Origin of the sequence: Frankia sp. ACN1ag (assembly GCF_001414035.1) — a bacterium.
GTDB classification, from domain to species: domain Bacteria; phylum Actinomycetota; class Actinomycetes; order Frankiales; family Frankiaceae; genus Frankia; species Frankia torreyi.
This window is the reverse complement of record NZ_LJPA01000003.1, coordinates 110928-133877: the sequence shown is the minus strand read 5'-3', so window position 1 is coordinate 133877 and position 22950 is coordinate 110928. Positions and strand designations below refer to the sequence as shown.

The 22950-nt window shown below is 73.8% G+C and carries 23 protein-coding genes, 1 tRNA gene and 4 pseudogenes; 11 read left to right on the top strand and 17 right to left on the bottom strand.

The features are described 5' to 3' along the window. Positions 1-240: 240 nt before the first annotated feature. Complete coding sequence (locus UK82_RS03260) at positions 241-753, bottom strand: NUDIX hydrolase (protein WP_055406262.1); 513 nt, start codon at positions 751-753, stop codon at positions 241-243. A 238-nt stretch (positions 754-991) separates the two neighbouring features. Here UK82_RS03260 and UK82_RS03255 point away from each other — a divergent pair, with 238 nt between their 5' ends. The 3 genes from UK82_RS03255 (at position 992) to UK82_RS03245 (ending at position 3318) form a co-directional block, all read left to right on the top strand. Then, positions 992-1399, top strand: a complete 408-nt coding sequence (locus tag UK82_RS03255) for a molybdopterin-binding protein (RefSeq protein WP_044883345.1) — start codon at positions 992-994, stop codon at positions 1397-1399. Positions 1400-1522: 123 nt separating this feature from the next. Then, complete coding sequence (locus tag UK82_RS03250; RefSeq protein ID WP_082121623.1) at positions 1523-2587, top strand: ABC transporter permease; 1065 nt, start codon at positions 1523-1525, stop codon at positions 2585-2587. After that, a complete protein-coding gene (locus UK82_RS03245; protein ID WP_055406261.1) occupies positions 2584-3318 on the top strand; it encodes an ABC transporter ATP-binding protein in 735 nt (244 codons plus the stop codon). The genes UK82_RS03250 and UK82_RS03245 overlap by 4 nt, the downstream gene beginning before the upstream one ends. Positions 3319-3353: 35 nt before the next feature. On the opposite strand, the gene UK82_RS03240 is transcribed toward UK82_RS03245, so the two are convergent. The 3 genes and pseudogenes from UK82_RS03240 to UK82_RS35365 form a co-directional block, all read right to left on the bottom strand. Next, positions 3354-4190 (bottom strand): DUF1918 domain-containing protein, encoded by an 837-nt coding sequence (locus tag UK82_RS03240; RefSeq protein WP_055406260.1) that lies wholly within the window; start codon positions 4188-4190, stop codon positions 3354-3356. Between the two features lie 120 nt (positions 4191-4310). Next, a pseudogene (locus UK82_RS42250) lies at positions 4311-5088 on the bottom strand (dienelactone hydrolase family protein); the annotation flags it as partial. 1 nt (position 5089) lies between these two features. Beyond that, on the bottom strand, positions 5090-5873 hold a 784-nt coding region (locus tag UK82_RS35365; protein ID WP_255354242.1), incomplete at its 3' end, for a phosphoribosyltransferase family protein. Positions 5874-7092: 1219 nt separating this feature from the next. Here UK82_RS35365 and UK82_RS03225 point away from each other — a divergent pair. Together UK82_RS03225 and UK82_RS03220 are read left to right on the top strand one after the other, a co-directional pair. Next, positions 7093-7794 (top strand): hypothetical protein, encoded by a 702-nt coding sequence (locus UK82_RS03225; RefSeq protein WP_044883340.1) that lies wholly within the window; start codon positions 7093-7095, stop codon positions 7792-7794. A gap of 96 nt (positions 7795-7890) precedes the next feature. After that, a tRNA-Ala gene (locus tag UK82_RS03220) sits at positions 7891-7964 on the top strand. An 87-nt stretch (positions 7965-8051) separates the two neighbouring features. On the opposite strand, the gene UK82_RS42245 is transcribed toward UK82_RS03220, so the two are convergent. The 3 genes and pseudogenes from UK82_RS42245 to UK82_RS41940 all read right to left on the bottom strand — a co-directional run. Further along, positions 8052-8657 (bottom strand): DUF397 domain-containing protein, encoded by a 606-nt coding sequence (locus tag UK82_RS42245; RefSeq protein WP_396230446.1) that lies wholly within the window; start codon positions 8655-8657, stop codon positions 8052-8054. 155 nt (positions 8658-8812) lie between these two features. Beyond that, positions 8813-9365 (bottom strand): annotated as a pseudogene (locus UK82_RS41945) (DUF6629 family protein); the annotation flags it as partial. Between the two features lies 1 nt (position 9366). Continuing rightward, positions 9367-9472: pseudogene (locus tag UK82_RS41940) on the bottom strand (hypothetical protein); the annotation flags it as partial. A gap of 553 nt (positions 9473-10025) precedes the next feature. On the opposite strand from UK82_RS41940, the gene UK82_RS03210 reads away from it, so the two are divergent. Both UK82_RS03210 and UK82_RS03205 read left to right on the top strand, forming a co-directional pair. Then, positions 10026-10838, top strand: coding sequence for a ferritin-like domain-containing protein (locus tag UK82_RS03210; RefSeq protein WP_044887866.1), 813 nt, complete (start codon positions 10026-10028; stop codon positions 10836-10838). Positions 10839-10960: 122 nt separating this feature from the next. Continuing rightward, positions 10961-11233: an acyl carrier protein gene (locus tag UK82_RS03205; RefSeq protein WP_044887865.1), complete on the top strand. Its 273-nt coding sequence runs from the start codon at positions 10961-10963 to the stop codon at positions 11231-11233. A 116-nt stretch (positions 11234-11349) separates the two neighbouring features. Here the strand turns inward: UK82_RS03205 and UK82_RS03200 are convergent, their stop codons facing one another. The 3 genes from UK82_RS03200 to macS form a co-directional block, all read right to left on the bottom strand. Next, positions 11350-11898, bottom strand: a complete 549-nt coding sequence (locus UK82_RS03200) for a YbaK/EbsC family protein (RefSeq protein WP_055406256.1) — start codon at positions 11896-11898, stop codon at positions 11350-11352. A 149-nt stretch (positions 11899-12047) separates the two neighbouring features. Continuing rightward, on the bottom strand, positions 12048-12791 hold the full coding sequence (locus UK82_RS03195; protein ID WP_055406255.1) for a response regulator transcription factor: 744 nt from the start codon (positions 12789-12791) through the stop codon (positions 12048-12050). Beyond that, a complete protein-coding gene (gene macS, locus UK82_RS03190; protein ID WP_236705450.1) occupies positions 12778-13959 on the bottom strand; it encodes a MacS family sensor histidine kinase in 1182 nt (393 codons plus the stop codon). The genes UK82_RS03195 and macS overlap by 14 nt, the downstream gene beginning before the upstream one ends. Positions 13960-14073: 114 nt before the next feature. Here macS and UK82_RS03185 point away from each other — a divergent pair, with 114 nt between their 5' ends. Next, on the top strand, positions 14074-14370 hold the full coding sequence (locus tag UK82_RS03185; RefSeq protein ID WP_044887861.1) for a YiaA/YiaB family inner membrane protein: 297 nt from the start codon (positions 14074-14076) through the stop codon (positions 14368-14370). 106 nt (positions 14371-14476) lie between these two features. Next, positions 14477-15178 (top strand): cyclase family protein, encoded by a 702-nt coding sequence (locus UK82_RS03180; RefSeq protein WP_044887860.1) that lies wholly within the window; start codon positions 14477-14479, stop codon positions 15176-15178. 47 nt (positions 15179-15225) lie between these two features. Here UK82_RS03180 and glpR read toward each other — a convergent pair whose 3' ends face one another. Further along, positions 15226-16965: a gephyrin-like molybdotransferase receptor GlpR gene (gene glpR / locus UK82_RS03175; protein ID WP_055406254.1), complete on the bottom strand. Its 1740-nt coding sequence runs from the start codon at positions 16963-16965 to the stop codon at positions 15226-15228. A gap of 21 nt (positions 16966-16986) precedes the next feature. Here glpR and UK82_RS35355 point away from each other — a divergent pair, with 21 nt between their 5' ends. Continuing rightward, positions 16987-17133, top strand: coding sequence for a hypothetical protein (locus tag UK82_RS35355; RefSeq protein WP_199865824.1), 147 nt, complete (start codon positions 16987-16989; stop codon positions 17131-17133). Between the two features lie 402 nt (positions 17134-17535). Here the strand turns inward: UK82_RS35355 and UK82_RS03170 are convergent, their stop codons facing one another. The 6 genes and pseudogenes from UK82_RS03170 to UK82_RS03150 form a co-directional block, all read right to left on the bottom strand. Continuing rightward, entirely contained in the window at positions 17536-18168 is a 633-nt protein-coding gene (locus UK82_RS03170; RefSeq protein WP_044887878.1) for a GNAT family N-acetyltransferase, read from the bottom strand. 9 nt (positions 18169-18177) lie between these two features. Then, positions 18178-18714 carry a molybdenum cofactor biosynthesis protein B gene (locus UK82_RS03165; RefSeq protein WP_044887877.1) on the bottom strand — a complete coding sequence of 179 codons (537 nt, stop codon included), beginning with the start codon at positions 18712-18714 and terminating at the stop codon, positions 18178-18180. Further along, positions 18711-19241, bottom strand: a complete 531-nt coding sequence (gene moaC, locus UK82_RS03160; protein WP_055406253.1) for a cyclic pyranopterin monophosphate synthase MoaC — start codon at positions 19239-19241, stop codon at positions 18711-18713. Before moaC ends, UK82_RS03165 begins: the two co-directional genes overlap by 4 nt. Further along, on the bottom strand, positions 19238-20593 hold the full coding sequence (gene glp, locus UK82_RS03155; RefSeq protein WP_055406252.1) for a gephyrin-like molybdotransferase Glp: 1356 nt from the start codon (positions 20591-20593) through the stop codon (positions 19238-19240). Before glp ends, moaC begins: the two co-directional genes overlap by 4 nt. Before the next feature lie 274 nt (positions 20594-20867). Further along, positions 20868-21007: pseudogene (locus UK82_RS35350) on the bottom strand (UTP--glucose-1-phosphate uridylyltransferase); the annotation flags it as partial. 1 nt (position 21008) lies between these two features. Beyond that, positions 21009-21800, bottom strand: a 792-nt coding sequence (locus tag UK82_RS03150; RefSeq protein ID WP_236705449.1) for a UTP--glucose-1-phosphate uridylyltransferase, incomplete at its 3' end; no start/stop codon positions are given. Between the two features lie 391 nt (positions 21801-22191). Here UK82_RS03150 and UK82_RS03145 point away from each other — a divergent pair. Further along, positions 22192-22947, top strand: coding sequence for a 5-formyltetrahydrofolate cyclo-ligase (locus UK82_RS03145; RefSeq protein WP_055406343.1), 756 nt, complete (start codon positions 22192-22194; stop codon positions 22945-22947). Positions 22948-22950: the final 3 nt, after the last annotated feature.

The window sequence follows — 22950 nt, the reverse complement described above, 5'->3', positions numbered from 1 at the left end:
CGGGTGGCCACGGGCCGCGCCGATGTGCCCACGAGGCGGCGCCGGCCCGTGACCGAACGCTAGAACCTGAAGTCGGATTGAGGTCAACCACGCCGCGAGGTCACCTACTCGGTGAGACCGACCACGCCTTGCGGTCAACCACGCCGTGATGCCGGCCACGCCTTGCGGTCGGCCATGCCTCGGCGGTCGGCCATGCCTCGGCGGTCGGCCACGCCTCGGCGGTCGGCCACGCCTCGGCGGTCAGCGGCCGCTCGCCCCGTACCAGGCCGGTCGGGCGTGCAGCAGCCACTCGGGGATGAGCTGGCGCAGGGTGGCGGGGCGCAGATCCAGGTCGGGGAGGCTCACGAGGGACGCCGAGACGATGTCCAGGTCGTCGAGCCTGGTGCCGAACTCGCCGGCCCAGGACCGGTCGACCGCGAAGACGACGTCAAGCACCCGGACCCGCTCTCCGCGCTCGATCGCAGTTCCCTCGAGGCAGCCGGCGAACGTGAGATGGTCGAGTTCGATGCCGGCCTGCTCATCGAGCAGGCGGCGCAACGCCCCCTGCACCGTCTCCCCGGCCTCGACCCGGCCACCGAGCAGGTGGAACCACGTCTGGCCACGTTCGTTGGCGAGCAGGATCCGGTCACCCTCGACCAGCAGCGCGCGGACGTTGATCCGCACCGGCGCCGCGACCGGATCCGTGGGGTCGACGGCCGGGCCGTCGGCGGTGCTGGCGGTGGGGGTGGCTAACGGGCGAGCGGACGGTGTCACGGGCGCTCCAGGGACGGGGATCGGCGGACGGGGCAACATCCGCATGGTGCCCCGTCGGGGCGGATGCTTGGGCGCCAACCGGTCATCCCGCCGGGGACGGGCCGGCCGAGGCCACGAACGGGCCGACCCCGCCGCACCGGAGGAGCTCCGCGTAAGCGGAAGAAACGCCGCCAAAATCACCGCAAATTCGGGTTATGCGCGTCGAACTCGCCGAAGCTACCGGGCTACCATCACAAGCATGCCGAGATTCCGGATCAGTGAGGCGGCAGCGCTGCTCGGTGTCAGCGACGACACCATCCGCCGATGGGCGGACAGCGGCCGACTGCCTACCGTCCTGGACGACGCCGGTCGCCGAGCGATCGAGGGCGCCAACCTGGCCGAGTTCGCCAAGGATATGGCAGGAGACCAGACCAGTACAGCGACGCCCGTCGTCGCCGAGTCCGCCCGCAACCGATTCCCCGGGATCATCACCCGGGTCACCCGGGACACGGTGATGGCCCAGGTCGAGATCCAGGCCGGCCCGCACCGGCTGGTCTCCCTGATGAGCCGGGAGGCCGCCGACGAGCTCGGGCTCGAACCCGGCGTCCTCGCGGTCGGCGCGGTGAAGTCGACCAACGTCGTCATCGAGATGCCCGACCGCCGCTGACCGTCCGGCGGCCCGGGTCCCGCGGGTGGCCCGCTCTGCAACGGATCACTCACCTGCTCCGCAACGGATCACCTGTGCTGCAACGGATCACCAGAGTCACCAGGGAGAGGGGCCCCGCCGGCGATGACGAGTCCAGGCGATGCCTCGCTCCCGTGGGCCGCTCCGGCGCAGCGGGCCGTGACCGGTTGGCGGCTGGCACTGCGCGCGCGAAACCGGTCGAGGGGCGGCTCCGCGGGCGCACCGGAGAGCCTGGTAGCCGGTCCGGATCGCGGCCTGGATCGCGATCCGGACCGGCGACCCCGCCCGCGGGCGATGGGCCGTACCGCCCGCCGGGAGACCCGCCGCCGGGCGCCGTGGGCGCTGTGGGTGCCCGGGGCGGTCGCCGCGTTGTTCCTGCTCCTGCCGCTCGTCGGCCTGCTCGTCCGGGCCCCCTGGTCCGGGCTGCCCGATCTGATCACCAAGCACAGCGTCCGCGAGGCACTGTTGCTGTCGTTGGAGACCGCCACCGCGGCGACGGCGTTGTCGCTGGTGTTCGGCATTCCGCTCGCCTGGCTGCTGGCCCGGACCAGGTTCCCGGGTCGCTCCCTGCTACGGGCGCTGGTCACGCTGCCGCTGGTGCTGCCGCCCGTCGTCGGCGGCGTGGCGCTGCTGCTGGCCCTGGGCCGGCGCGGCATTGTCGGGCAGCGCCTGGACGACTGGTTCGGGATCACCCTGCCCTTCACCACCGCCGGAGTGGTGATCGCGCAGACCTTCGTGGCGATGCCCTTCCTCGTCGTCTCGGTCGAGGGCGCGCTGAACAGCGCCGATCGCCGCTTCGAGGACGCCGCCGCCACCCTCGGCGCGGGCCCCTGGACCACGTTCCGCCGGGTGACCGTCCCGCTGGTCGCGCCCGCCGTCGCCGCCGGGGCCGCGTTGTGCTGGGCCCGCGCCCTCGGCGAGTTCGGCGCGACGATCACCTTCGCCGGCAACTTCCCCGGCACCACCACGACGATGCCACTGGCCGTCTACCTGGCGCTGGAGACGGACACCGACGCCGCCATCGCGCTGTCCCTCGTCCTGCTCGCCGTCTGCGTCGCGGTGCTGGTGGCGCTGCGCGCGCGGTGGTTCCCGGGCGCCCGGCGGCTGCTACGGGGCCGGGCATCCCGCCCGACACCGGTGGCCGTCGGCCCTGAGGGAGGACTCGGGTGAGCGCCGGCACGCCGGGGAGCACGCAGTCCGACCCGTCCAAGCCCGGGCCCGAACCGGCGTCGGAGACGGGCGGCCTCGATGCCCGCGTGACGGTGCGCCGCGGCCAGTTCGTCCTCGCCGTCGACGTCCAGGTCGCCCGGGGGGAGACGGTCGCCGTTCTCGGCCGCAGCGGTGCCGGCAAGAGCACCCTGCTGCGCACGCTGGCCGGGCTGCTCCCGCTCGACGAGGGACGGATCACGCTGGCCGGACAGGTCCTCGACGACCCCACGCAACACCGCTTCGTCCCGTCCGAGCGCCGCCCGGTGGGCGTCGTGTTCCAGGACTACCTGCTGTTCCCGCACCTGCGCGCCCGCGACAACGTGGCGTTCGGGGTGCGGGCCCGCCTCGGCCAGGGCCGCCGGCACGCGCGCGAACGGGCGGATTCGTGGCTGGAGCGGTTCGGGATCGGCGAGCTCGGCGACCGCCGCCCCGGGGCTCTGTCCGGCGGCCAGAGCCAACGGGTGGCGCTCGCCCGCGCGCTGGCCACGGAGCCTCGCCTGCTGCTGCTCGACGAGCCGCTGGCCGCACTGGACACCACCACCCGGGGGGAGGTCCGGGCGTTCCTGCGCACGGTCCTGCCGACGCTGTCCGCACCCGTACTGATCGTCACGCACGACCCGACCGACGCCGAGGTCCTCGCCGACCGCACGATCGCCTTCGAGGGCGGCCACGTGGTGGACATCGCGGCCTGACCCCGCGGCGGGTGCCGGTCGGCGAGCTCGTGACCCTAGCGGGTGCTGTCCGCGACCGCCCGCTCGCCGCCACGGCGGATCTCCGCGTCCGGGCCGGGGTACACGAAGCTGACATGCCCGGTGTCTGACCAGCGCACAGCGAACGGCGGGTCACCCGCGTCCGTCCGGGCCTCGAAGATCTCCCCGAGCCGGTCCGGTGCCCTGGGTACGTGGCTGTGAACCACCAGGGTGTCTCCGGGGTGCGCGTGCAGCGCGGTCCGTCGACGGGCGGGCGCGGCGAAATCGGCCATGCGGACGGCCGCCGTGGTGGTCGTGGTCGTGGTCGTCACTCGTTCCGTCACGACCGGCGCCGCCGCCTCGCGGTGCGGGGCGAACGTCTCCTCGCACAGCGGATGCACCAGGTCCGCGATCTCCCGCTCGCTGCGGATCAGCAGATCGTCGACGGAGACCAGGCCGACGATGCGCCGGCCGTCCAGCACCGGCAGCCGCCGGATCGCGTGATCCCGGAAGATCTCGTAGGCCCGTTCGACGCCCATGCCGGCGGGCACGGTGATGACCTCGGTCGTCATCAGCGCGTCGATCCGGCCGTCCGGCCCGATCCCCCGCGCCACCCCGCGCAGGACGATGTCACGGTCGGTCACGATGCCGACCAGTCGATCCCCGACCTGCCGCTCCCCCGCCTGCCGGTCATCGACCTGCCGCTCCGCCGCCTGCCGGTCATCGACCTGCCGCTCCGCCGCCTGCCGGTCATCGTCGACGACGAGCAGCGCGCCGACGCCCGTTCGCCCCATCTTCCGGGCCGCCTCGCTGATCGTGGTGGCTCTCGCCACGGTCACCGGCGGCCCGCTGACCACCGAACCGATGTAGGCCATGCCTAGCCCCTCTCCGCCCGACGCCCCGCCCGGGTGGGCCATGCGCTCCCCTTGACGTCGTTCCCCCATTTCGGGGAGCACGCACACGATTACGCAAAGGTGCTTGACGAACGAGGTCGGTCAGACCTGGTGTGCGTGGCCCAGCAGGGTGAGGTGGTCGACGAACCAGTCCCGGGCGAGCGCGGCCACCCGCTCCAGCGCGCCCGGCTCGCTGAAGAGATGCGTCGCGCCCGGCACGATCTCCAGGCGACTCGCGCAGCCGGTGAGCCGCTCCCGCGCCCGCCGGTTCAGCTCGAGGACCTGTTCATCGAGCCCGCCGACGACGAGCAGGGTCGGCGCCCGCACCGCCGGCAGCGCATCCCAGGCCAGGTCCGGCCGCCCGCCCCGGGAGACGACGGCGGCGACGTCGAAGGCGGGTTGCTGGGCGGCCTCGGCCGCGGCGGACAGCGCCGCCGCGGCGCCGGTGCTCGCGCCGAAGTAGCCCAGCGGTAGGGCGGCGGTCGCGGACACCTCCCGCAGCCAGGCGGTCGCGGCAAGCAGGCGCCGGGCGAGCAGCCCGATGTCGAACACGTTCCCGACGTCGCGCTCCTCGTCCGGGGTCAGCAGGTCGAACAGCAGCGTGGCGAGCCCCGCGGACGCCAGGGTGTCGGCGACGAAGCGGTTACGCGGGCTGATGCGGCTGCTGCCGCTGCCGTGCGCGAAGACGACCACCCCGCCCGGCTGCGGGGGCACGCTCAGCCGCCCGGCGAGCCGCACCAGATCCGCCGGAATCGACACCTCCACGACCCGGCCCGTCCCGGGCCCCCCACCGTCACAGGCACCCTCCGCTGGGGCACCCTCCGCTCGGGCGGTCTCTCCGCAGGCGGTCTCCGCTCGGGCGGTCTCCCCGCGGGCACCCNCCGCTCGGGCGGTCTCTCCGCGGGCACCCTCCGCTCGGGCGGCCTCCCCGCAGGCGTTCTCCGCTCGGGCACCCTCCACGCGGGCGGCCTCCGCACGGGCGCCCTCCACCGGATCGGCATCGCGATTTCCGGTCGCGCCCCCCGGACGGCGGGCAGCGGCCCGGCGCAGCAGATCGGTGACCTCTTCGTCCGGTGTCTGATCGAAGTCGGCGTAGAACTCGCCGATGCCGAAGAAGCTCGCCGGCTCCTGGACGCAGATCACCTCGTCGGCCTGCCGGCGCAGCCAGTCGACGCGGTCACGGGCGGCGACGGGGGTGGCGAGCACGACCCGCTCCGCCCCCTGGGCCCGGACGACCCGGCAGGCGGCCAGCGCCGTCGAACCGGTCGCGATCCCGTCGTCGACGATGACCACCGTGCGGCCGGCGAGGGGGATCCGCGGCCGGCCGTCCCGGAAGCGCCGGGCGCGCCGCTCCAACTCGGCCGCCTCCCGCGCCTCGACCTCGGCGAACGCGCCCGGACCGACGTTGGCCAGCCGCAGGGTCTCCTCGTTGACGACCCGCACCCCGCCCTCGGCGATCGCGCCCATGGCGAGCTCGGGCTGGAACGGCACACCGATCTTGCGGACAAGGATCACGTCCAGTGGCGCATCCAGGGCCCGCGCCACCTCGTACCCGACCGGGACCCCGCCGCGGGGCAGCCCCACGACGACGACATCCTGGCCGCGCAGGTGGGCCAGCCGTGCGCCGAGCTGCCGGCCCGCCTCCACCCGAGTGTTGAAGATCACGACCGTCTCACCGTCCCTCGTTCCGACTGGACGTCTGTGCCGTCGTGATTCCCGGGAAGGCCAGGTTCGATCCGCCCTGGGCCACATCCGCACCGCCCGATCGGGCCCCACCGAGCCCGATGCCCGCGGAGCACCGCTACCAACCCGGCATCCCCTGGTCGGACCATCCGGCCGACCGGTCCGGGGTCTCGGTCCGGTCCCGGCCTCGGTCCGGCCCCGGGGTCTCGGTCCCGCCGAGCGCGGTGGCCGCCGGACAGGCGCCAAACGCCGGCCGCCTTGCCAGGCTGGCATGGGGAAACCCCCTCGCGTGGGTCGACCGTGCGATCGGCCGTGCCCGATCCACCGCGGCCAGCGACCAGGCCCGGTCCGCCCTGGCCGCCCTGGCCGGCCGCCGCAGCCGGCCGCCGACCGCTGACCGCCGGCCGCGGCTGGTCGCCGGATCGCGGGGACGCGGCACGCGCCGGAACTGCGCGGACAGGCGTGCGCCCGCGCCGCCCCCACCGCCTGGCCTGAACTCGCCGGGCCGACGGGATGCCTCACGGGAGCTGTTACGGGAGGACCACTGGGAGACGCCCGGCACGGCCGCCGGACCATCGCGGCCGGCCTCGTCCCGGTCAGCCCCGAACCGCCCGCCGGGTGTCTGCGCGTCGGCACCCGAATCGGCCCCCATGCATAATGGAGAGGTGACGCTCCGTTTGCAGCACGGCGCCGCCCCTCACCGGGGGTGGCGAGTGGTCTGTCGTCCCGGGAGCTGTCCGTGTTGTCCCAGCCCTCGCGCCCACTGAGGCTCGCCGCCAGCGTGACGAGCCGGTCGGCCCGATAGTTTCGGGGCCGGCCCGGGTGCGAGGGGCCTCGGAGTTCGGTGCATCGAACCTGGGCGCAAGACCATCCTGACCGGCGGGCCGACCCCCGCTGATCGTCCGTCGTCCCGGTCACCGGCCCCGCAACGAGCCGGCAGCGCCCACGGACCGCCACCTCCGGTCGCAGTGGCGAGAGGCACCGCTCCGTCATCTCCCGCCGAACGCGGGCATCCGGCGTTTGCCGACGTCTGCCGAGGATTCGCGACATGCCGCAGGCCACGGCGACCGATCCGGCTTCGGATCGGCTCGCCGGTGGCCTGCCGCGCGCGATGTCCCGGCCCCAGGTCCGGCCGGCAGTTCGCCGATCCTCCGGTGGGAGTCCCCCGACGTGCGTATCGATCAGGAAGGCAGCATCCGCCGTGTCCTTCAAGGCGTGGATGGCCCGTCTGCGGGACGAGGGATACCTCGTCTGCCCGGGCAGCTCCGCGGTGCCGGTCGAGATACGAGGCGTCCGCCCGGACGGAGTCGGCCTGCACTTCCGTTGCCGGGGCACGTCCGTCCGGCTCGCCGTGTACCGGCCCGGTCGGGCGGCGTGGCAGGTAGCCGTCCGGGACGAGGGATGGTGCCCCGAGGAGGCCCTGCAACTGTGGGCCCACCGCCCCCTCGACGGCCCACCGCCGACCGCCGACGCGCGACTGGCCTTCCCCGGGGACGCCGGGCCGGACCAGGAACTCGTCGTCGACGGCGCCCGCGCGTGGGGCTGGTCCCGCCACGAGGCGGGCCTGCTGCGACCGACCGCCGCCGCCTACCTGTTCGACCACCTCCTCGCGACCCTCGTCGGCTCCGGAGCGCAGGAGGCCCTCGGCATCCGGGGCCAGGGCGGCTGGGCCACCACCCCCGATCGTCCCGTCGGCGCCGGCGTGGCGCCTGCCCGCACAGGCTCCCCGGCCCGGCGCCCAAGCACCCCGCGCCGGGCCGGCACCGCCGTCACAGTCGGCGCCGCGGAACACCCCGGCCGCCGCGCGGACCTCACCGAGGTGGCCCTCCCCGCCGCCCGCTCCGAGAGGCGCGACGAGGCCCGCTCCGAGGCCCACAGCGACCGCACGGTCCGGATCGGCTGACCTCGCCCCGCGAGCTGGCGGACGGATGGCGATGCACTCCGGACGGGGGTGGTCGTCACACAGCCCCCGCCATCCTGTAAGCTTCGGTTACTTCCAGGGGGTGTAGCTCAGCCTGGTAGAGCGCCTCCCTCGCACGGAGGAGGCCAGGGGTTCGAGTCCCCTCACCTCCACAGATACTCGCAGGTCAAGGCCTTGATCGGAAAGATTCGATCAAGGCCTTTGATCATTGGTCCGCCATTCGTCCGTGGAACTGGGCGTCACCCGGCGGCAGCCAACGGCACGGAATGACTGTGATCCACCACACAGAAGATGCCCGTCGCTGCGGTCTGCCCGCCGCAGGCTCGGGCGTGCCGCCAGTCACCCGGCCACGGGCTACCGGGTTGGCGAAGCGGCGATGCGCCTCGGCATCCAGTCCCACCGGGCACTTCCCGGAAACAGAGGCGGTCACCGGTGCGGGCCGGTAAGACTGATCCCGACGCGAACCGCAGGGGTTGGCAACCAGGCGAGGGGGCGGCCAGATGGGTATCGGTGAAGAGATTCGGGCACGTCGCCTCGGCGGCGCCCGTATCTCCGCGCAGCGGATATTCACCGACCGGCTTTCCGAAGCGGAAGCGTTCGCCGGCAAGGTCGACGAGTTGCGGCAACTGCGGACAGAGCATCCGGACGTGACCTTGGATTTCGGCGCTGCCCGTCGCAACGTCCTCGCCTTCTACCTGGCGGACGACGACACGCTTACCGCGTCGCTGCGAGTCGTGCCGGCCGGCCGCAGACCATGCCAGCTCCTCGACGCAGTTGCCGCCGGTGCCGCCGGAGTAGCTGCTCTTACGCCAGGCCAACGGCGTGACGTCGCTGTCGGTATTCATGTCACATGTACTCACGTGCGACTGCCATGATCCGTCGGAAACCAGGCGCATCGTATGCAGAAGCTTCGGCGCGATCTGAAGGGTGACTCCGGGCTGCTCCGAGGCTTCGTTCACGCGTGCCGACGCCGTCGGCGTCGGCGTCGATAGGCGGTTCGTTAAGATTGCGGAGCGTAGTCGACATCAGCCGGGCCAGCCGAGCGGAGGTACGCCGCCACAGCCATGCTTGTGACGGCGGCCCAGGCGCACCACAGCGAGGTGACGGCCTCAGTTGCGACCCAGGCCAGCAGCGCGACCGCAGCTAGGTTGAAGACGCCGAACCAGCGCAGGAACCGCCGTCCGGAGACGATGAGAGCGCCACACGTGCTGACGAGATACAAAGCGATGATCACTGGCCCGGCGTGCAGATGCACGTGATAGACGATGTGATGACCCTCTGGGCGTGCCGTGAAGGGCTTGGAGATGAGGGCCACCGCCAGACCCGCCGCGCAGATCACACCAGCGACAAGCGTGATGATCTCGATCGGTCGATGCCTCGGCACGTGTTCCAGTACAAGCACGGTAACAGGCACATACACCGGCAGGACAAGGAAGGCGAAGATCAGGTAGAGCACGGTCGCCACCGTCTGTACCCTGCCACTGACATCACCGCGCAGCCCCCACCAGACGAACGCCTCGACCAGCGTGTGCCCAGCAAACAGGAGCGGCAACNCGGCCAGCGGCCACTGCGCGCCGGTCCGGACGTGGCGGGCAGCGTCAACGCCGACACCACCGATCACGACGGCGGCCACGACATCGGCCTCCGGTGAGAAACACATTCCGGCTCCCCCTGCCCACGGCCGCCTGTGCCGCCTGTGCCGCCTCTGAGTATCTCGTGGTGGCTGCTCGTGTCGCGGGCAGATCCGCGCTGCCGCACCGTCGGTGCCGTCCAAGCGTGCGGGTGCCCGCCGAGTCCGCCGACATCGATCCCGACAGGGTCAGCTTCGACCGCACCCCGCACCCCGCACCCCGCACCCCGCACCCCGCACCCCGCACCCCGCACCAACATGCTGTCCCCCCACGGCGCCGACCAAGCCCAATGGCCGCCGAAACCGCAACGCTTCGACCCCCGTAGCCTCATCCCCATCCTGATGCGCTGAACACGCCGCCCGCACCTTCCGGATCTCGACGTCGCTGCACACTGCGACGACACCCCGGTTCCTGGTCCCGGTCAGAACATGCGCCGCGGTGGGTGGGCGCCGGCCGAACGAGTCCGGTGATAACTGATCATGATGGGCCGATTGAGATCCTGGTAGTGGGTTGTCGCGGCCGGGCGGAGAATGAAGAGTGGAGGCCGGAAGGCCAGGCAGGAAGCTCGGAAGGAGCTCACAGATGCCGACCGCAGCCCCCGAAGAGGCCCACAGTTTCGAAGTTTTCCAACATTACGAGCGCCTTCAGTGGAAGGTCTCCGAGCTCGGGTTGGAGAATGTCCGGCGCGACCTGGTGGACCCGGCCTACATCTCGCTCGTCAAGGGTGTCGTCATGGGCGAGGCGACCTCGCTGCCCGGGCTGCACGGATTCCTCAGCGAGTTCGACGATGACTACGACTGCTCGGCCTTCGTGGCCGTCTGGGCCTACCAGGAGCTCCAGCACCACTACGCCTTCCGGGCCTGGCTGAAGGCGGTCGGCGTGCACATCGACCAGGCCAGGATCGAGGCGTTGCGCGAGCCGTACGAGCGTGGCATCACGCCGAGCGCCACCCTGGCCACGAACGTGATCTCCGAGATCATCGTCAACACCGCGTACCGGGCTCTTTCCGCCTGGGTGCGTGAGCCCGTCCTGTCCGACCTTTTCCTGCGGGCGAGCCGCGACGAGGCCGGCCACGCCCGCGAATTCCTGTACTACCTGAAGCGGCGGCTCGACCAGCACCCCGAGGAACTCACCTCGGTCCTGGAGCGAATCCATTTCTACGCGACGAGTTCGCGGCTCAACCACCCGGTCGGGGTCTACAAGCATCAGCTCGTCGAGGAGATGCGGGGCTACGAGACCGTCGATGACGTGATCGACGTCTACCTGCGGTTCTCGCCGCCGGACGAGCAGGACCGGCTCCAGGCCAAGCTGCGCCGCGCGCTCGGCAGCGCGATCGGCCGGGACCTGACCCGGAACTCCGACATCCGGCAGGCCCTCGCCGACTCCATCGCGTGACGCCCCCGGCTTCGCCGGCACACCGTCCGGCCCCGGCCCCGGCCCCGCCGGCCGGCGGGGCCGGGGCTCGCCCGTCGCCTCATCCGCATCGAACCGCAGATCGCACGATCCGAGGAGTCCCGATGTCGTCATCGCCGTCATCCCACGCCGAAATCGTCCACACGGTGACCGAGATCGTCGCCGGGGCGCTCCGCCTGCCCGCCGAGACCCTCGCCGCGGATCTGAACCTGCGGACGGTCGAGGGCACGGACTCGGTGAAGGTCCTGCTCGCGATCGCCCGGATCGAGCGCGAGTACGGCATCGAGATCGAGGACGAGGACGTCTTCACCCTGACCACGATCAACGACGTCGTCCGCATCGTGCAGGCGCAGCTCGCCGAGACGACGACGGTCTGACGCCGAGCCAGCCAGCCAGGCCGCTAGCCCGCCGCGTTCACCCGCCCGATCGCCAGACTTCCTTGCCTTTCAGAGGGTTCGGCGTCCGACTCGTCCCGCTGGACCGGCAAGGAACGTCAGGTGCCGAGAGTGTCGAGAACCTCGGCGGCGGGGAGGGCGGCGAGCGCCGCTCCGGGCAGCCAGAGCTTGGACCGGCGCAGGCCGGAGCCGACGACGACGCGGGGATGCTCGGCGACCGCGCGGTCGATCAGCAGCGGCCAGTCGGCGGGCAGCCCGACCGGGGTGATGCCGCCGTACTCCATCCCGGTGCGGGAGACGGCCGTGTCCATCGGCGCGAACGACACCTTGCGGGCGGCCAGCCGGCGCCGCACCAGCCCGTTCACATCCGCCCGGGTCGTCGCGAGGACGACGCACGCCGCGAGCGTCGTCTCGGCCCCGCGCCGAGCCGCGACGATCACGCAGTTCGCCGAGTCGGCCGGCTCGACCCCGTAGCGCGCGCAGAACGCGGCCGTGTCGGCCAGCTCGGGGTCGATCTCGGCCACCTCGACCTGCTCGACGGGCGGCGCGGACACCCCGTCCGGCCAGGCCGCCAGCGCCGCCGCGGTCGCCGCCGCGAGCAGGTCCGGTCGGTGCAGGGCCGGCACCGGCTGGAGAACCTCGGTCATGGCAGCGAGCGTACGGCGCCGCCGCGGGCCTCGATCCGTCGGCTCGTTCGCCCCGACGCGCCCCCGCGTGTGGTCCGCGGCGCCGGTCGGAGGCCTCTGGCGGAGGCCGTCTGGCGGAGGCCGCCGGGCGGAGGCCCCCGGGCGGCACGTCAGGACGCGTCGTCGTAGCCCTCGCGAACGGCGAACCGGGTCAGCTCCACCCGGTTGCGGAGCTGGAGCTTGCCCAGCACGTTGTACATGTGGTTCTGCACGGTGCGGTGGGAGATCCCGAGGCGCGCCGCCGCGTCCCGGGCCGACAGGCCCTTCGCGACCAGGCGCAGCACCTCGATCTCCCGCGCCGTGAGCCGGGGGGTCGACGGCGTCGCGGTCACGTCGCGCGCCGCCCGCGACATCTCCCCCAGCACGAGCGCGGCGAGCCCCGCGCTGAAGACGGGGGCCCCGGCGGCGGTGCGCCGCACGGCGTCGACGAGCTCCTCGGGCCGCGCCGACTTGACCACATAGCCCGACGCCCCGGCCTGGACCGCCGCCAGGACGTCGGCCTGCTCGCCGGAGGCCGAGACGATCAGGACCGCGCCGCCGAACCCACCGGCCGCCCCCGGACCGAGCAGGCCCCGGATCACCTCGACGCCCGAGCCGTCCGGGAGCGTCAGGTCGAGGACGACGAGGTCGGGCCGGGTCGCGGCGACCACCCGCAGCGCCTGCGCCACCGAGCCGGCCGTGCCGACCACCACGAACCCTGCCTGGTCCAGGTCCCGGCTCAGGGCCTCCCGCCACAGTGGGTGATCGTCGACGACCACCACCCGGCAGGGCGCGGACCCCTGGGCCGCCGAGCCGTCCGGGGCCGGTCCACCCCCGTCGGACCGGCCGCCTCGCGACCCGTCAGCGTGGGACACGCAACTCGACCTCCGTCCCTGCCCCTGGTCGGCTCGTCACGGTGACCGTGCCGCCCAGTTCCCGGATGCGCCCCCGCACCGAGACCGCGAGTCCCAGCCGCCCCTCGGCGGCGGCCCGTTCCATCCGCCCGGCCGCCATCCCCACCCCGTCGTCGCGGACGGTGACGACCACCCGGTCGCCGTCGTCCTCGACGAGCACCCAGGCCGACGCCCCGGGGCCGGCGTGGCGGGCCACGTTGTCCACCGTGGCCTCGACCGCGGCGACCACCTCCCGCGCACGCTCGCCCTCCAGGGGAACCGGCGCGCCCGGCGTCGCCACCGTCACCGCGCCCCGGCCCGGCGCCGCCGGTCGCGCCAGCCGCAGCAGCGGCTCGACCAGGTCCGCCGAAATCCCGTTTCCTGGCCGCGGCGCCCCGACACCCGCCACGCCACCTGCCACGCCGGCCGTGACCCGCGAGGCGCCGGCCGTGACCCGCGAGGCGGCGGGCGTGCGCAGCAGCTCCCGCAGCGCCGCCTCCTGCTCGGCGGCCATCGCCGCCACCTCCGCCGCCGGCAGGCCCCGCGGCGCCTCCCGCGAGATCAACGCAAGCGCCTGCAGGACGCCGTCGTGCACGCGGCGGGCCAACCGCTCCCGCTCGGCGTCGCCGGCGCGCGCGGCCAGCACGTCGGCGAGCGCCGTCTCCGCCACCAGCGCCGTGCGGCTCAGGTATCCGACGATCGTCCCGGACAACAGGAACAGCACGGCCGTGCCGATCGAGGAGTCGTTGACGACGCCGCGTTCGATGAACGTCGCGATCGACAGCAGCAGGCCGGCGACCAGGCCGCCCGCCGTGCCGCCCAACAGCGCCGCGCCGAGGACGCCGCCGGCCGACCACATCCCCGGCAGGACGTGGCCGGAGCGGGGACCCACCGGCAGGGTCAGGACGACCATCGCCGCGCACAGCGCGACGTCCGCGGCGACGAGGCCGGCCAGCAGCCGAGGCCGGCGGCCGTCGATCACGGGCGCGAGCACCGACATGACCAGCGACCATGCCGCCATCACACCGAACAGGGTGAAGCCGAGCGCGGGCCGGTCGGCCTGCCCGAGGGTCTGGCCGACCAGGGCGACGGCGTAGGCGAGAGACGCCCAGCGGTAGACCGTCAGGGACCGCCACAGCGCGCCCCGCACGCCGGCCGGTCCTCGTGGGATCCCCACCGCACAAGTGTTACAGAAGGTGTACTCAGGACGGAATGAGTATCTGTACTCATGCCGGGACGCCGGGACGGCACGAGACTGATTCTCATGTCGAACCCACCTCCGCAAGCCAGGAGCACGACCGTCTTCTTCGTCCAGGCGGCTTTGTCGTTCGCCGTATCGCTGGTCGCCGTCACGTACGCGATCGCCCGGCTGCCCGGCGACGCCTGGCTGCGCGCCTTCCTCTGGCTCGGCCTGCTCTACGTCGTGACCTCTGCGTTCACCCTGGCCAAGTGCGTGCGCGACCAGCAGGAGGCGGCCAGCGTCATCAACCGCGTCGACCAGGTCCGACTGGAGCGGCTCCTGGCGGACTACGACCCGCTGAAGACGCCGGTCCATCGCTGAGTCGACGCCGGCCACGGCAGCCGGTAACCGGGACCGGGACCGGGACCGGCGGGCATGGTGGTGCGACGGCCCGCCGCGCGCGGGCGTCCCCACCGCCGGAGGTCCCATGTCGAGCATCCCCGTCGAAGGCGGTACGCAGGGCTGCGAGCTGGTCGACCTGTCCGTGCCGATCGTCAGCGGGATGCCCGTGTACCCGGGGGATCCCGAGGTGGCCGTGGCGCCGGCGCTGCGCGCGGCCGAGGACGGGGTCAACGTGCAACGCGTGCACCTGGGTTCGCAGTCGGGCACGCACGTCGACGCGCCCTGGCACATCGACGACGCGCTGCCCCGGCTCGACGAGCTGCCGCTGGACCGCTTCACCGGCCCGGCGGTGCTGGTCGACGTGCGCGGGCAGGCGGCGCAGGGGTCGATCGGGCCTGCCGCGCTCCCGGCGGCGCTGCGCCCCGGCGACGTCGTCCTGTTCGTGACCGGCTGGTCGGACCGCTGGGGGCACCCTGATTACCTGCGCCATCCCTACCTGGCGCCGGACACGGCCCGGGCGATCGTCGACGCCGGGGTGCGGACCGTCGGCATCGACGCCCTGAGCGTGGACCGCACCCCCGGGCCGGGCCAGGAGGTCAGCCTGGCGGCGCACCGGGTGCTGTGCGGCGCCGGCGCGGTGATCGCCGAGAACCTCACCGGCCTGGCGAGCCTGCTGCGGGCCCGGGCGCAGGGACGGACGGTCGAGATCTTCCTGTTCCCCCTGCCGCTCGCCGCGGCCGACGGCGCCCCGACCCGCGCGGTGGCCCGGCTGGGCCCCCGGCCCTGAGCGGGCGGTTCAGCGCCGCTCGGCGCCGTGCCGGGGCGGTGCTCCGCTCAGCTCCCCACGGCGTGGCGACGCAGCAGCGGGTCGATCTCACCGGTGTTCTCGCCGGCCGGATCGCCGGCCATGGCCCCGCCGGCGGAGGCAGCCTCCGGGGACGCGATCAGCCCACCGTGGGTGCCCGGCGGGTTGATCTGGACGCGGCCGGGACGCGAGGTGGTCGGCCGGTTGGGGGGACGGACCGCCGGACGAGCGGTCATGCGTGCGGCGGATGCCGACGCGACCTCCCCCGCCTCCATCTCGACCTCGACGTCCACCTCGACCTCGTCGTACCCGGCGACTTCGTAGCCGGCGACTTCGTACCCGGCGACCTCGTCGTACCCGGCGACCTCGTAGCCGGCGACCTCGTAGCCGGCGACCTCGTAGCCGGCGGGCACGTCGGGGCCGGCGGGCGGCGCGTAGCCGTGAAGGACCTTCGCGTGGCCGCCGATCGCCGGACGGCCCGGGCCGGCGGCGTCCCACTCGGCCGCGGGAGCGTAGCCGCCCGGATCCTGCTCGTCGGCCGCGGCCGGGTCCTCGGGATGGGCTCCGCCGCCCGTCCACCGGGTCGGTGCGGGCTGCTCGTCCTGCCCGGCGTCGTCGCGATACGCGTGCTGAGCGGCCATCAGGCTGCCGAGGTCGATCGTCTCCGCCCGGGCGTGCGCGAGTTCTTCGGGGGTGAGCTCCTCCCCCTGCCGGGGACGCTCGTGCTGGGCGCCTGGGTTTCGCTCGTGCTGGGCGCCTGGGTTTCGCTCGTGATAGGCGAAGGACGAGCCGACCGGACGGCGGCGGCGGGCGACCCGCTCGGCCTCGATCCGGCGCTCGATCGAGACCTTGGTGATCGCCAGCCGGCGCTCGACCTGGGCGGCGCGCCGCAGGTGGACGAGGTAACCGGCGAGCCCGAGATCGGTCAGGAGCTGCACGGCGATCCACATCCCGCCGAACAGGGCGGCCAGCACGACGGTCACCGGGAACACCGTCGCCAGCAGGGTCAGCCGCTGGCGGCGCACCCGCATCAGGGTCGCCCGCTCGGCGGCCACCCGGTGCAGGGCGATGGTGCGGCGGGAGTCGACCCGCTCGCCGCCGCGGACCGCGCCGTCGTCGCCGGCCGACGCTGGCCCGCCCGCAACTCCGGACCTCGCCGAAGGTCCCGGCCTACCCGAAGTCGCCGGCCCACCCGAAGTACCCGGCCCACCCGAAGTACCCGGCCCACCGGGAGTTCCCGGCCAGCCCAGGGTCGTCGGCCTGCCCGGAGTCGCAGGCCCGCCCGAGATCCCGGGCCCGGACTGCGCCGCGGGGCGCAGCGGCGGCGCGGGGCTGGGCTGCCGCCCGACCGGATCGGACGGCGCGGCGTCGTCGGAGTCCCCGGGAGCGCTGGGGCGCGCGGACACCCGCGCCGCGTAGGAGTCCCGCGCCGTGCCGGGCGGCGCGTCGCGCCAGCCGCCGGACTCGCCCTGCGCGGCCGAGAGGCCCGCCGGCGCAGACTCCGCGGCGGCGTTGGGATCGCGCGAACGGGGGGACTCCGCGTGCGACATGCCCGTTCCTCTCACCCCGCTGAGACGTTCATGGTCACCGTCGAATCGATCGAGATCGTCCTCGTCGTGGCCCGGTGGGCGGCGGGAGAGCACCCGCATCGCCACCGTGAACCGCTCGGTGGAACGCTGCTCCGACGCCGAGTCGTGGCGGCGCAGCCACATGGGGATCAGGACAAATCCCCACACCGCGACAATCGCCGCCCAGATCAGGGCGCTCACCGGAGCACCGCCGTCCGGCCGATGTGGATCCCGCGATGGACCGGCGGCGGAACCGGCACGATCCCCGCGCCGGACGCCGAGCACGCACCGTCCGCGCAGGGCGCGGCAAGCGCGGCGAGCGCGGAGGTGCTGACCATGCGGGGCCTCTTCCTCGACACCGGCGGATAGCGGTTTCGCTGTTGACGCTAGTGAGCGAAATCCACGTGGTCACCGACCCGAACCCCGCGTGTCGCATCCGCAATCGGATGGGCGATGGTCGTCCCCCCGTCGTCTAACCGACCCAGAGCCCCCCGTGTGGGCTCGGCTTGGCATACGGAAGCACTCGCGGATAGCACGCGCCTCCAGCAGGTCGCTGCGAATGCGCTCGGACGTGAGTGTTGGAACAACGCGCCGTGACAACGACAGGCCGGCGTCCGGTTGCCGACACCCGCCACAGCGCGGAGTGGAACTCGTCACCCCACTCACGGCATAACCCGGACGCGGGCCCCCGGTCCCGCTCCGGGCCACCGCGGATCGGGCAGGTGGCGGCCGCTGACGCCGGGCGCGTCCGCTCGGCTCCGACCCCGGCGGTCAGGGCCGGCTGTGGCGGCTCTCCCGCCAGCGGCGCACGAGCCCCTCGGGAACGTCCTCGGTCGTCAGCGCGAATCCGAGGTGATCTCGGTAGTGGCCGTCGATGGCGAGATAGTGCCGGTGCAGGCCCTCCTCGCGGAAGCCGAGCTTGGCCAGCACCCGCTGGCTGGCGGCGTTCTCGGGCCGCACATTGGCCTCGACGCGGTGCAGGCCGACCGGGCCGAAACAGTGGTCGACGACGAGCGCGAGGGCGGTCGGGGTGATGCCCCGGCCGGCAAAATTGCTGTCCACCCAGTAGCCGACCTGCGCGCTGTTGAAGGCGCCGCGGACAATCGTCGACACCGTCACCTGGCCGACGAGCCGGCCGTGGAAAACGATCCCGAACGGCAACGCCATGCCGATCCGCGCCTGCTGACGCAGCCGGTGCACCATCTGCCGGTACACCGAGATGGTCTGGCGCTGCGCCCAGGTCTCGCGGACCATGACCAGACCGGGCGGGGTCGCCTCCCACGGGGCCAGCCAGTCGGCGTTGCGCAGCCGCACCTCCACCCACGCGGAGGCGTCGCGCAGCCGCAGCGGCCGCACCGTCACCGATCCCTCGGACAGCACCGCCGGCCAGCCCGGGGCCCGCACCATGGCGCCCTAGTCCGCCGTCCCGGCAACGCCGGGCACAACCGTGTGGTCATCCGTGCCGCGGATCTGGGCCACGGCATGTCCGACCACCCCAGCGAGCACGCCCAGCCCGTCGCGGACGCCTCCCGTCGAGCCCGGCAGGTTCACCACCAGCGTCGCCGCCGCGGTCCCGGCGAGCCCGCGGGAGAGTACCGCCGCGGGGACGGCGTCGCGGCCCGCGGCCCGCAGCGCCTCGGCGAGCCCGGGGATCAGCCGCTCGATCACGTCCCCGGTCGCCTCGGGGGTGATGTCCCGCGGTCCAAGACCGGTCCCGCCCGTGGTGACGACCAGGTCGATCCCGTCGGCGACGGCGGCCCGCAGCGCGGCCGTGATCCGCTCGCGGTCGTCGGGGACGACCTGCGCCGGGCCGACTGCGAAGCCGAGCTCGGCCAGCCCGGCGACGAGCAGCGGGCCGGAACGGTCCGGGTAGACGCCCCCGTACGCCCGGTCGGACACGGTGACGACCTGGGCCCGCGCTCCCGACGGAAGGCTCGACGAGCGGCTCACCGGACCGCCTCCGCCGGGCCCGGCGGGGTTTCCGGCCCGGCCTCCCGGGAGGGCCCGGCGCGCCATTCGCCGTGGCGCCCGCCCGTCTTGGTCAGCACCCGCACGCCGGTCAGTTCCGCGCCGGGATCGACCGCCTTGACCATGTCGTGCAGGGTCAGCGCGGCCACGGTGACGGCGGTCAGCGCCTCCATCTCGACGCCGGTCCGGTCGGCCGTCCGCACGGTGGCGGTGATCTCCACCCCGTCGTCGCGGACCGTGAGGTCGACGGTGACCCCGGAGATCGCGATGGGATGACAGAGCGGGACGAGGTCGGGCGTGCGCTTCGCGCCCATGATCCCGGCGATCCGGGCGGTCCCGAGCGCGTCCCCCTTGGGCACCCCGGTGCCGCGCAGCAGGTCCACCACCTCGGGGATGACCCGCAGCAGGCCGGTGGCGGTCGCCGTGCGGGCGGTGACGTCCTTGGCCGTGACGTCGACCATCCGGGCCGCGCCCTGCTCGTCGACGTGGGTGAGTCGGGGCGCGGTCATCGGGCGATCGGCTCCGACGGCCCGGTGCCCGCACCCGCACCCGTGTCCGCACCCGCACCCGTGTCCGTGTCCGTGTCCGACCTGTCGGTCTCCGCCCAGCCCAGGCCGGAGAGAACGGCGCCTGCGTCCCCGCCGAGCAACAGTGCCGGCAGTCGGGAGCCGACCGGTACCTCCGTCACGTCCTCGGGAATGACCAGCAACGCCTGCGCGCCGGCCAGCGAGGTGAGCTGGTGGGAGCCCTGGCCGCCGGCCGGGCGGGCGACGGTGGCCGGGCCGGGCCGGCCGTTCTCGCCGAGACGGTCGAGGCCGACCCGCACGAAGCTGCGCCGGCCGGACGGGGAACGCAGTGCCGTGCCGACCGTCACGACGATCCGCGGCAGACCCGTGGCCGTCAGCCCACGCATCCGGCGCAGCGCCGGGCGGACGAACAGCTCGAAGGAGACCAACGCGCTGACCGGGTTGCCGGGCAACGCGAAGATCGGCACACCCTCGACCAGACCGAAGCCCTGCGGTTTGCCCGGCTGCATCGCCACCTGGTCGAACCGCACGCTGCCGGTCCCGGTGAGGACCTCCTTGACCACGTCGTAGGCGCCGACGCTGACCCCGCCGGTGGTCACCACCGCGTCGACGTCACCCAGCACCCCGTGCAGGGCCTTGGCGAAGGCGTCGGGCTCGTCGGGCACTCCGGTGAGCCGGCGGACGACCGCGCCGGCCTCGCGGGCGGCGGCCGCGATGCCGTGACTGTTGGAGTCGACGATCTGCCCGGCGCCGAGCCGCGAGCCGACCTCGACGAGCTCGGTGCCCGTGGACAGCACCGCCACCCGGGGCCGCGGGTGCACCGGCGGGCGCGCCACGTTGACGGCGGCGAGCAGGCCGATCTGGGCCGAGCCGATGACCGTCCCCGCCGGTAGCACCAGCGCGCCGGGGGTGACGTCCTCGCCGGCGCGGCGGATGTGCAGCCCGCGGGCGGCAGGCCGGCGGACCGCGACCGACTCGCGGCCGCCGTCGGTCCACTCGAGCTGGACCACGGCGTCCGCGCCGCGGGGCAGCGGGGCACCGGTCATGATCCGCACCGCCGTGCCGGGTTCCAGCGGCGCCGGCGTGCCGGGCCCGGCCGGGATGTCGCCGACGACGGGGAGGACGGTGGGGGCGTCCTCGGTGGCCGCGGCGACGTCGGCGGCCCGCACCGCGTAGCCGTCCATGGCCGAGTTGTCGAAGCTGGGCAGGGCCACCGTCGCCCGGACGTCCGCGGCGAGCACGCAACCGTGGGCCTGCTCCAGCCCGGCGCGCCGGGGGCGGGTCGGCGCCACCTCCGCGAGGATTCGCTCCAGGTGTTCATCCACCGTCGTCATGGGCGCCCGTCCCCGTTCCTGTGCCCTTTGATGCCGGCCCGGCGTGCCCGGCCGGCATCGTCCGGGCTACGGCCATCGGAGCCCGGACACCTTCCCTGCATCGGCGGCCGGGCGGGCGCCACGCACCCGTCGACGGCCGCCGCTCCACGCCCGACCTGCGCGCCGATCGCGCCGGGCCGATCCCGGGAGCGTTCCTGCCCACGCCGGAAGCGTCAAGGTTAGACGAATGCAACCAGGTCAATCAGGGGGATGATGATTGGAGAAAACCCGCTAATTAGGACAAATTTCCCTTGGGTCCGCCGGCGGCGACGTACTCCTCGAGCCACGGATAGAGATCGGGGCCCAGATCGGCCCGCTCGCAGGCCAGCCGGATGACCGCCTTGAGATAGTCGACCCGGTCCCCGGTGTCGTAGCNCCGGCCCGTGAACACCACGCCGTGCACCGGCTGGGCATCGGCGCCCCCGGCCGCCGCGTGCAGCGCCAGCGTCCGCAGCGCGTCGGTGATCTGGATCTCCCCGCCCCGCCCGGGTTCGGTGTGCCGCAGCACCTCGAAGATCTCCGGAGCCAGGACGTAGCGGCCGATGATCGCCAGGTTGCTCGGCGCCTCCGCGACCGGCGGTTTCTCCACCAGGTCCAGGATGCGCACGATCCCGTACCGGTCGTCCGGCCCGGTGGGGACGGACTCCACGGTGGCGACGCCGTACATCGAGACCTGCTCCTGCGGGACCTCCATCAGCGCGATGACGCTACCGCCGAAGCGGGCCTGCACCGCGAGCATCTCCGCCAGCAGTGGGTCACGCTCATCGATGAGATCGTCACCGAGCAGGACGGCGAAGGGCTCGTCGCCCACGTGCGCGGCTGCGCACAGGACGGCGTGACCGAGCCCCCGCGGCGAGGGCTGGCGGACCGAGTGCACCTCGGCCAGCTCCGCCGACGCGCGGACCCGGCGCAGGCGGGTCTCGTCGCCCTTGCGTTCCAGCGCGGCCTCGATGTCCGCCTCTCGATCGAAATGGTCCTCGATCGCCTTCTTGGTGCGGCTGGTGACAAGGAGGACGTCGCGCAGGCCGACCCGAGAGGCCTCCTCGACGACGTATTCGATAGCCGGCCTGTCGACAACCGGCAGCATCTCCTTGGGCACCGCCTTCGTGGCCGGCAGGAAGCGAGTGCCCAGACCCGCGGCCGGAATAACCGCCTTCGTCACTGGCATGGGGAAACCTTAGCCGGGTCGAAGTGCACGGGCACCGCGACGGCCGCCTTCACGGGCGATGCACAGCTCGGGCGGTACCCGGCCGTCTGCGGGGCGCCACCGGCACGGCCACGACCTCGCCAGCCCCACGCGCCGCGCGCCCATCCCACCCACCTCCCGCCCACGGCTCCCACGGCCCGCACGACCCACCCGCTGCGCCCCGCGCGCCCCGTCCGCGGGCCGTGGAGCCCCCCGCCCGCGGCCCGACCGCGCCCCGACCGCGGCCGCGGGTGTGACCCGCCGTGGCCGCGCGGGCCGGTGACCTGCTCCGCTGCGCATCTCCACGGCATCATCCGAGGCCAGGGACCCCGGCAACCGCCCCTGCGGCGCCGACCTGCGGGAGGCTGTGCACGTGCAGGGAAGACACCTACCACCCGATGATCCGCGGGAGACGCCCGCCGCCGGGCCGCCGGCTCGGCCGCCCTCGGGGCCGGTGGCCGGCGCGGTGCTCGGATCCGAGGGTGACGCCGCGCCGGGCGGCGCCGCGCCGGGCGGCGCTGCCAAGCAACGGCTACGCGCGCGGCTGCTCGCCCAGCGACGAACCTCCCTGGCCCTGTGTCACGAGCCCTGGTCGCCGGCGGACACGGCGGTGCTGGCGACGCGGATCCTCCAGATCCCCGAGGTCGCCGACGCCCGGTGCGTCGCGGCGTACGTGGGGCTGCCCGGCGAGCCCGATCTCGCCGACCTGCTGGCCCGGCTGCTCGCCCGCGGCACCCGGGTGTTGCTGCCGGTGGTGCGCGCCGATCTCGACCTCGACTTCCGCGAGTACGCCGGCACGCTGATCCCGGGCGCCCTGGGCACCCGGGAGCCACCCGCGGCGGCACCCCCGGGGGATCTTTCCGCAGCCGACGCCGTGATCATCCCGGCGCTCGCCGTCGATCGGGCGGGACGGCGGCTCGGCCGGGGCGGCGGCTCGTACGACCGCGCACTGCGCCGGGTCGGGCCCGATGTCCCCGTGATCGCCGTGCTGTACGACCAGGAGCTGCTCGATCTCGTCCCCACGGAGGAGCACGATCGCAGCGTGAAGATCGTTGTCACGCCAAGTCGTACGCTACGGTGCGAACCGACTGACGGCACCCGGGAACATCCGAGGCCGTCCACGAGCTAAAGT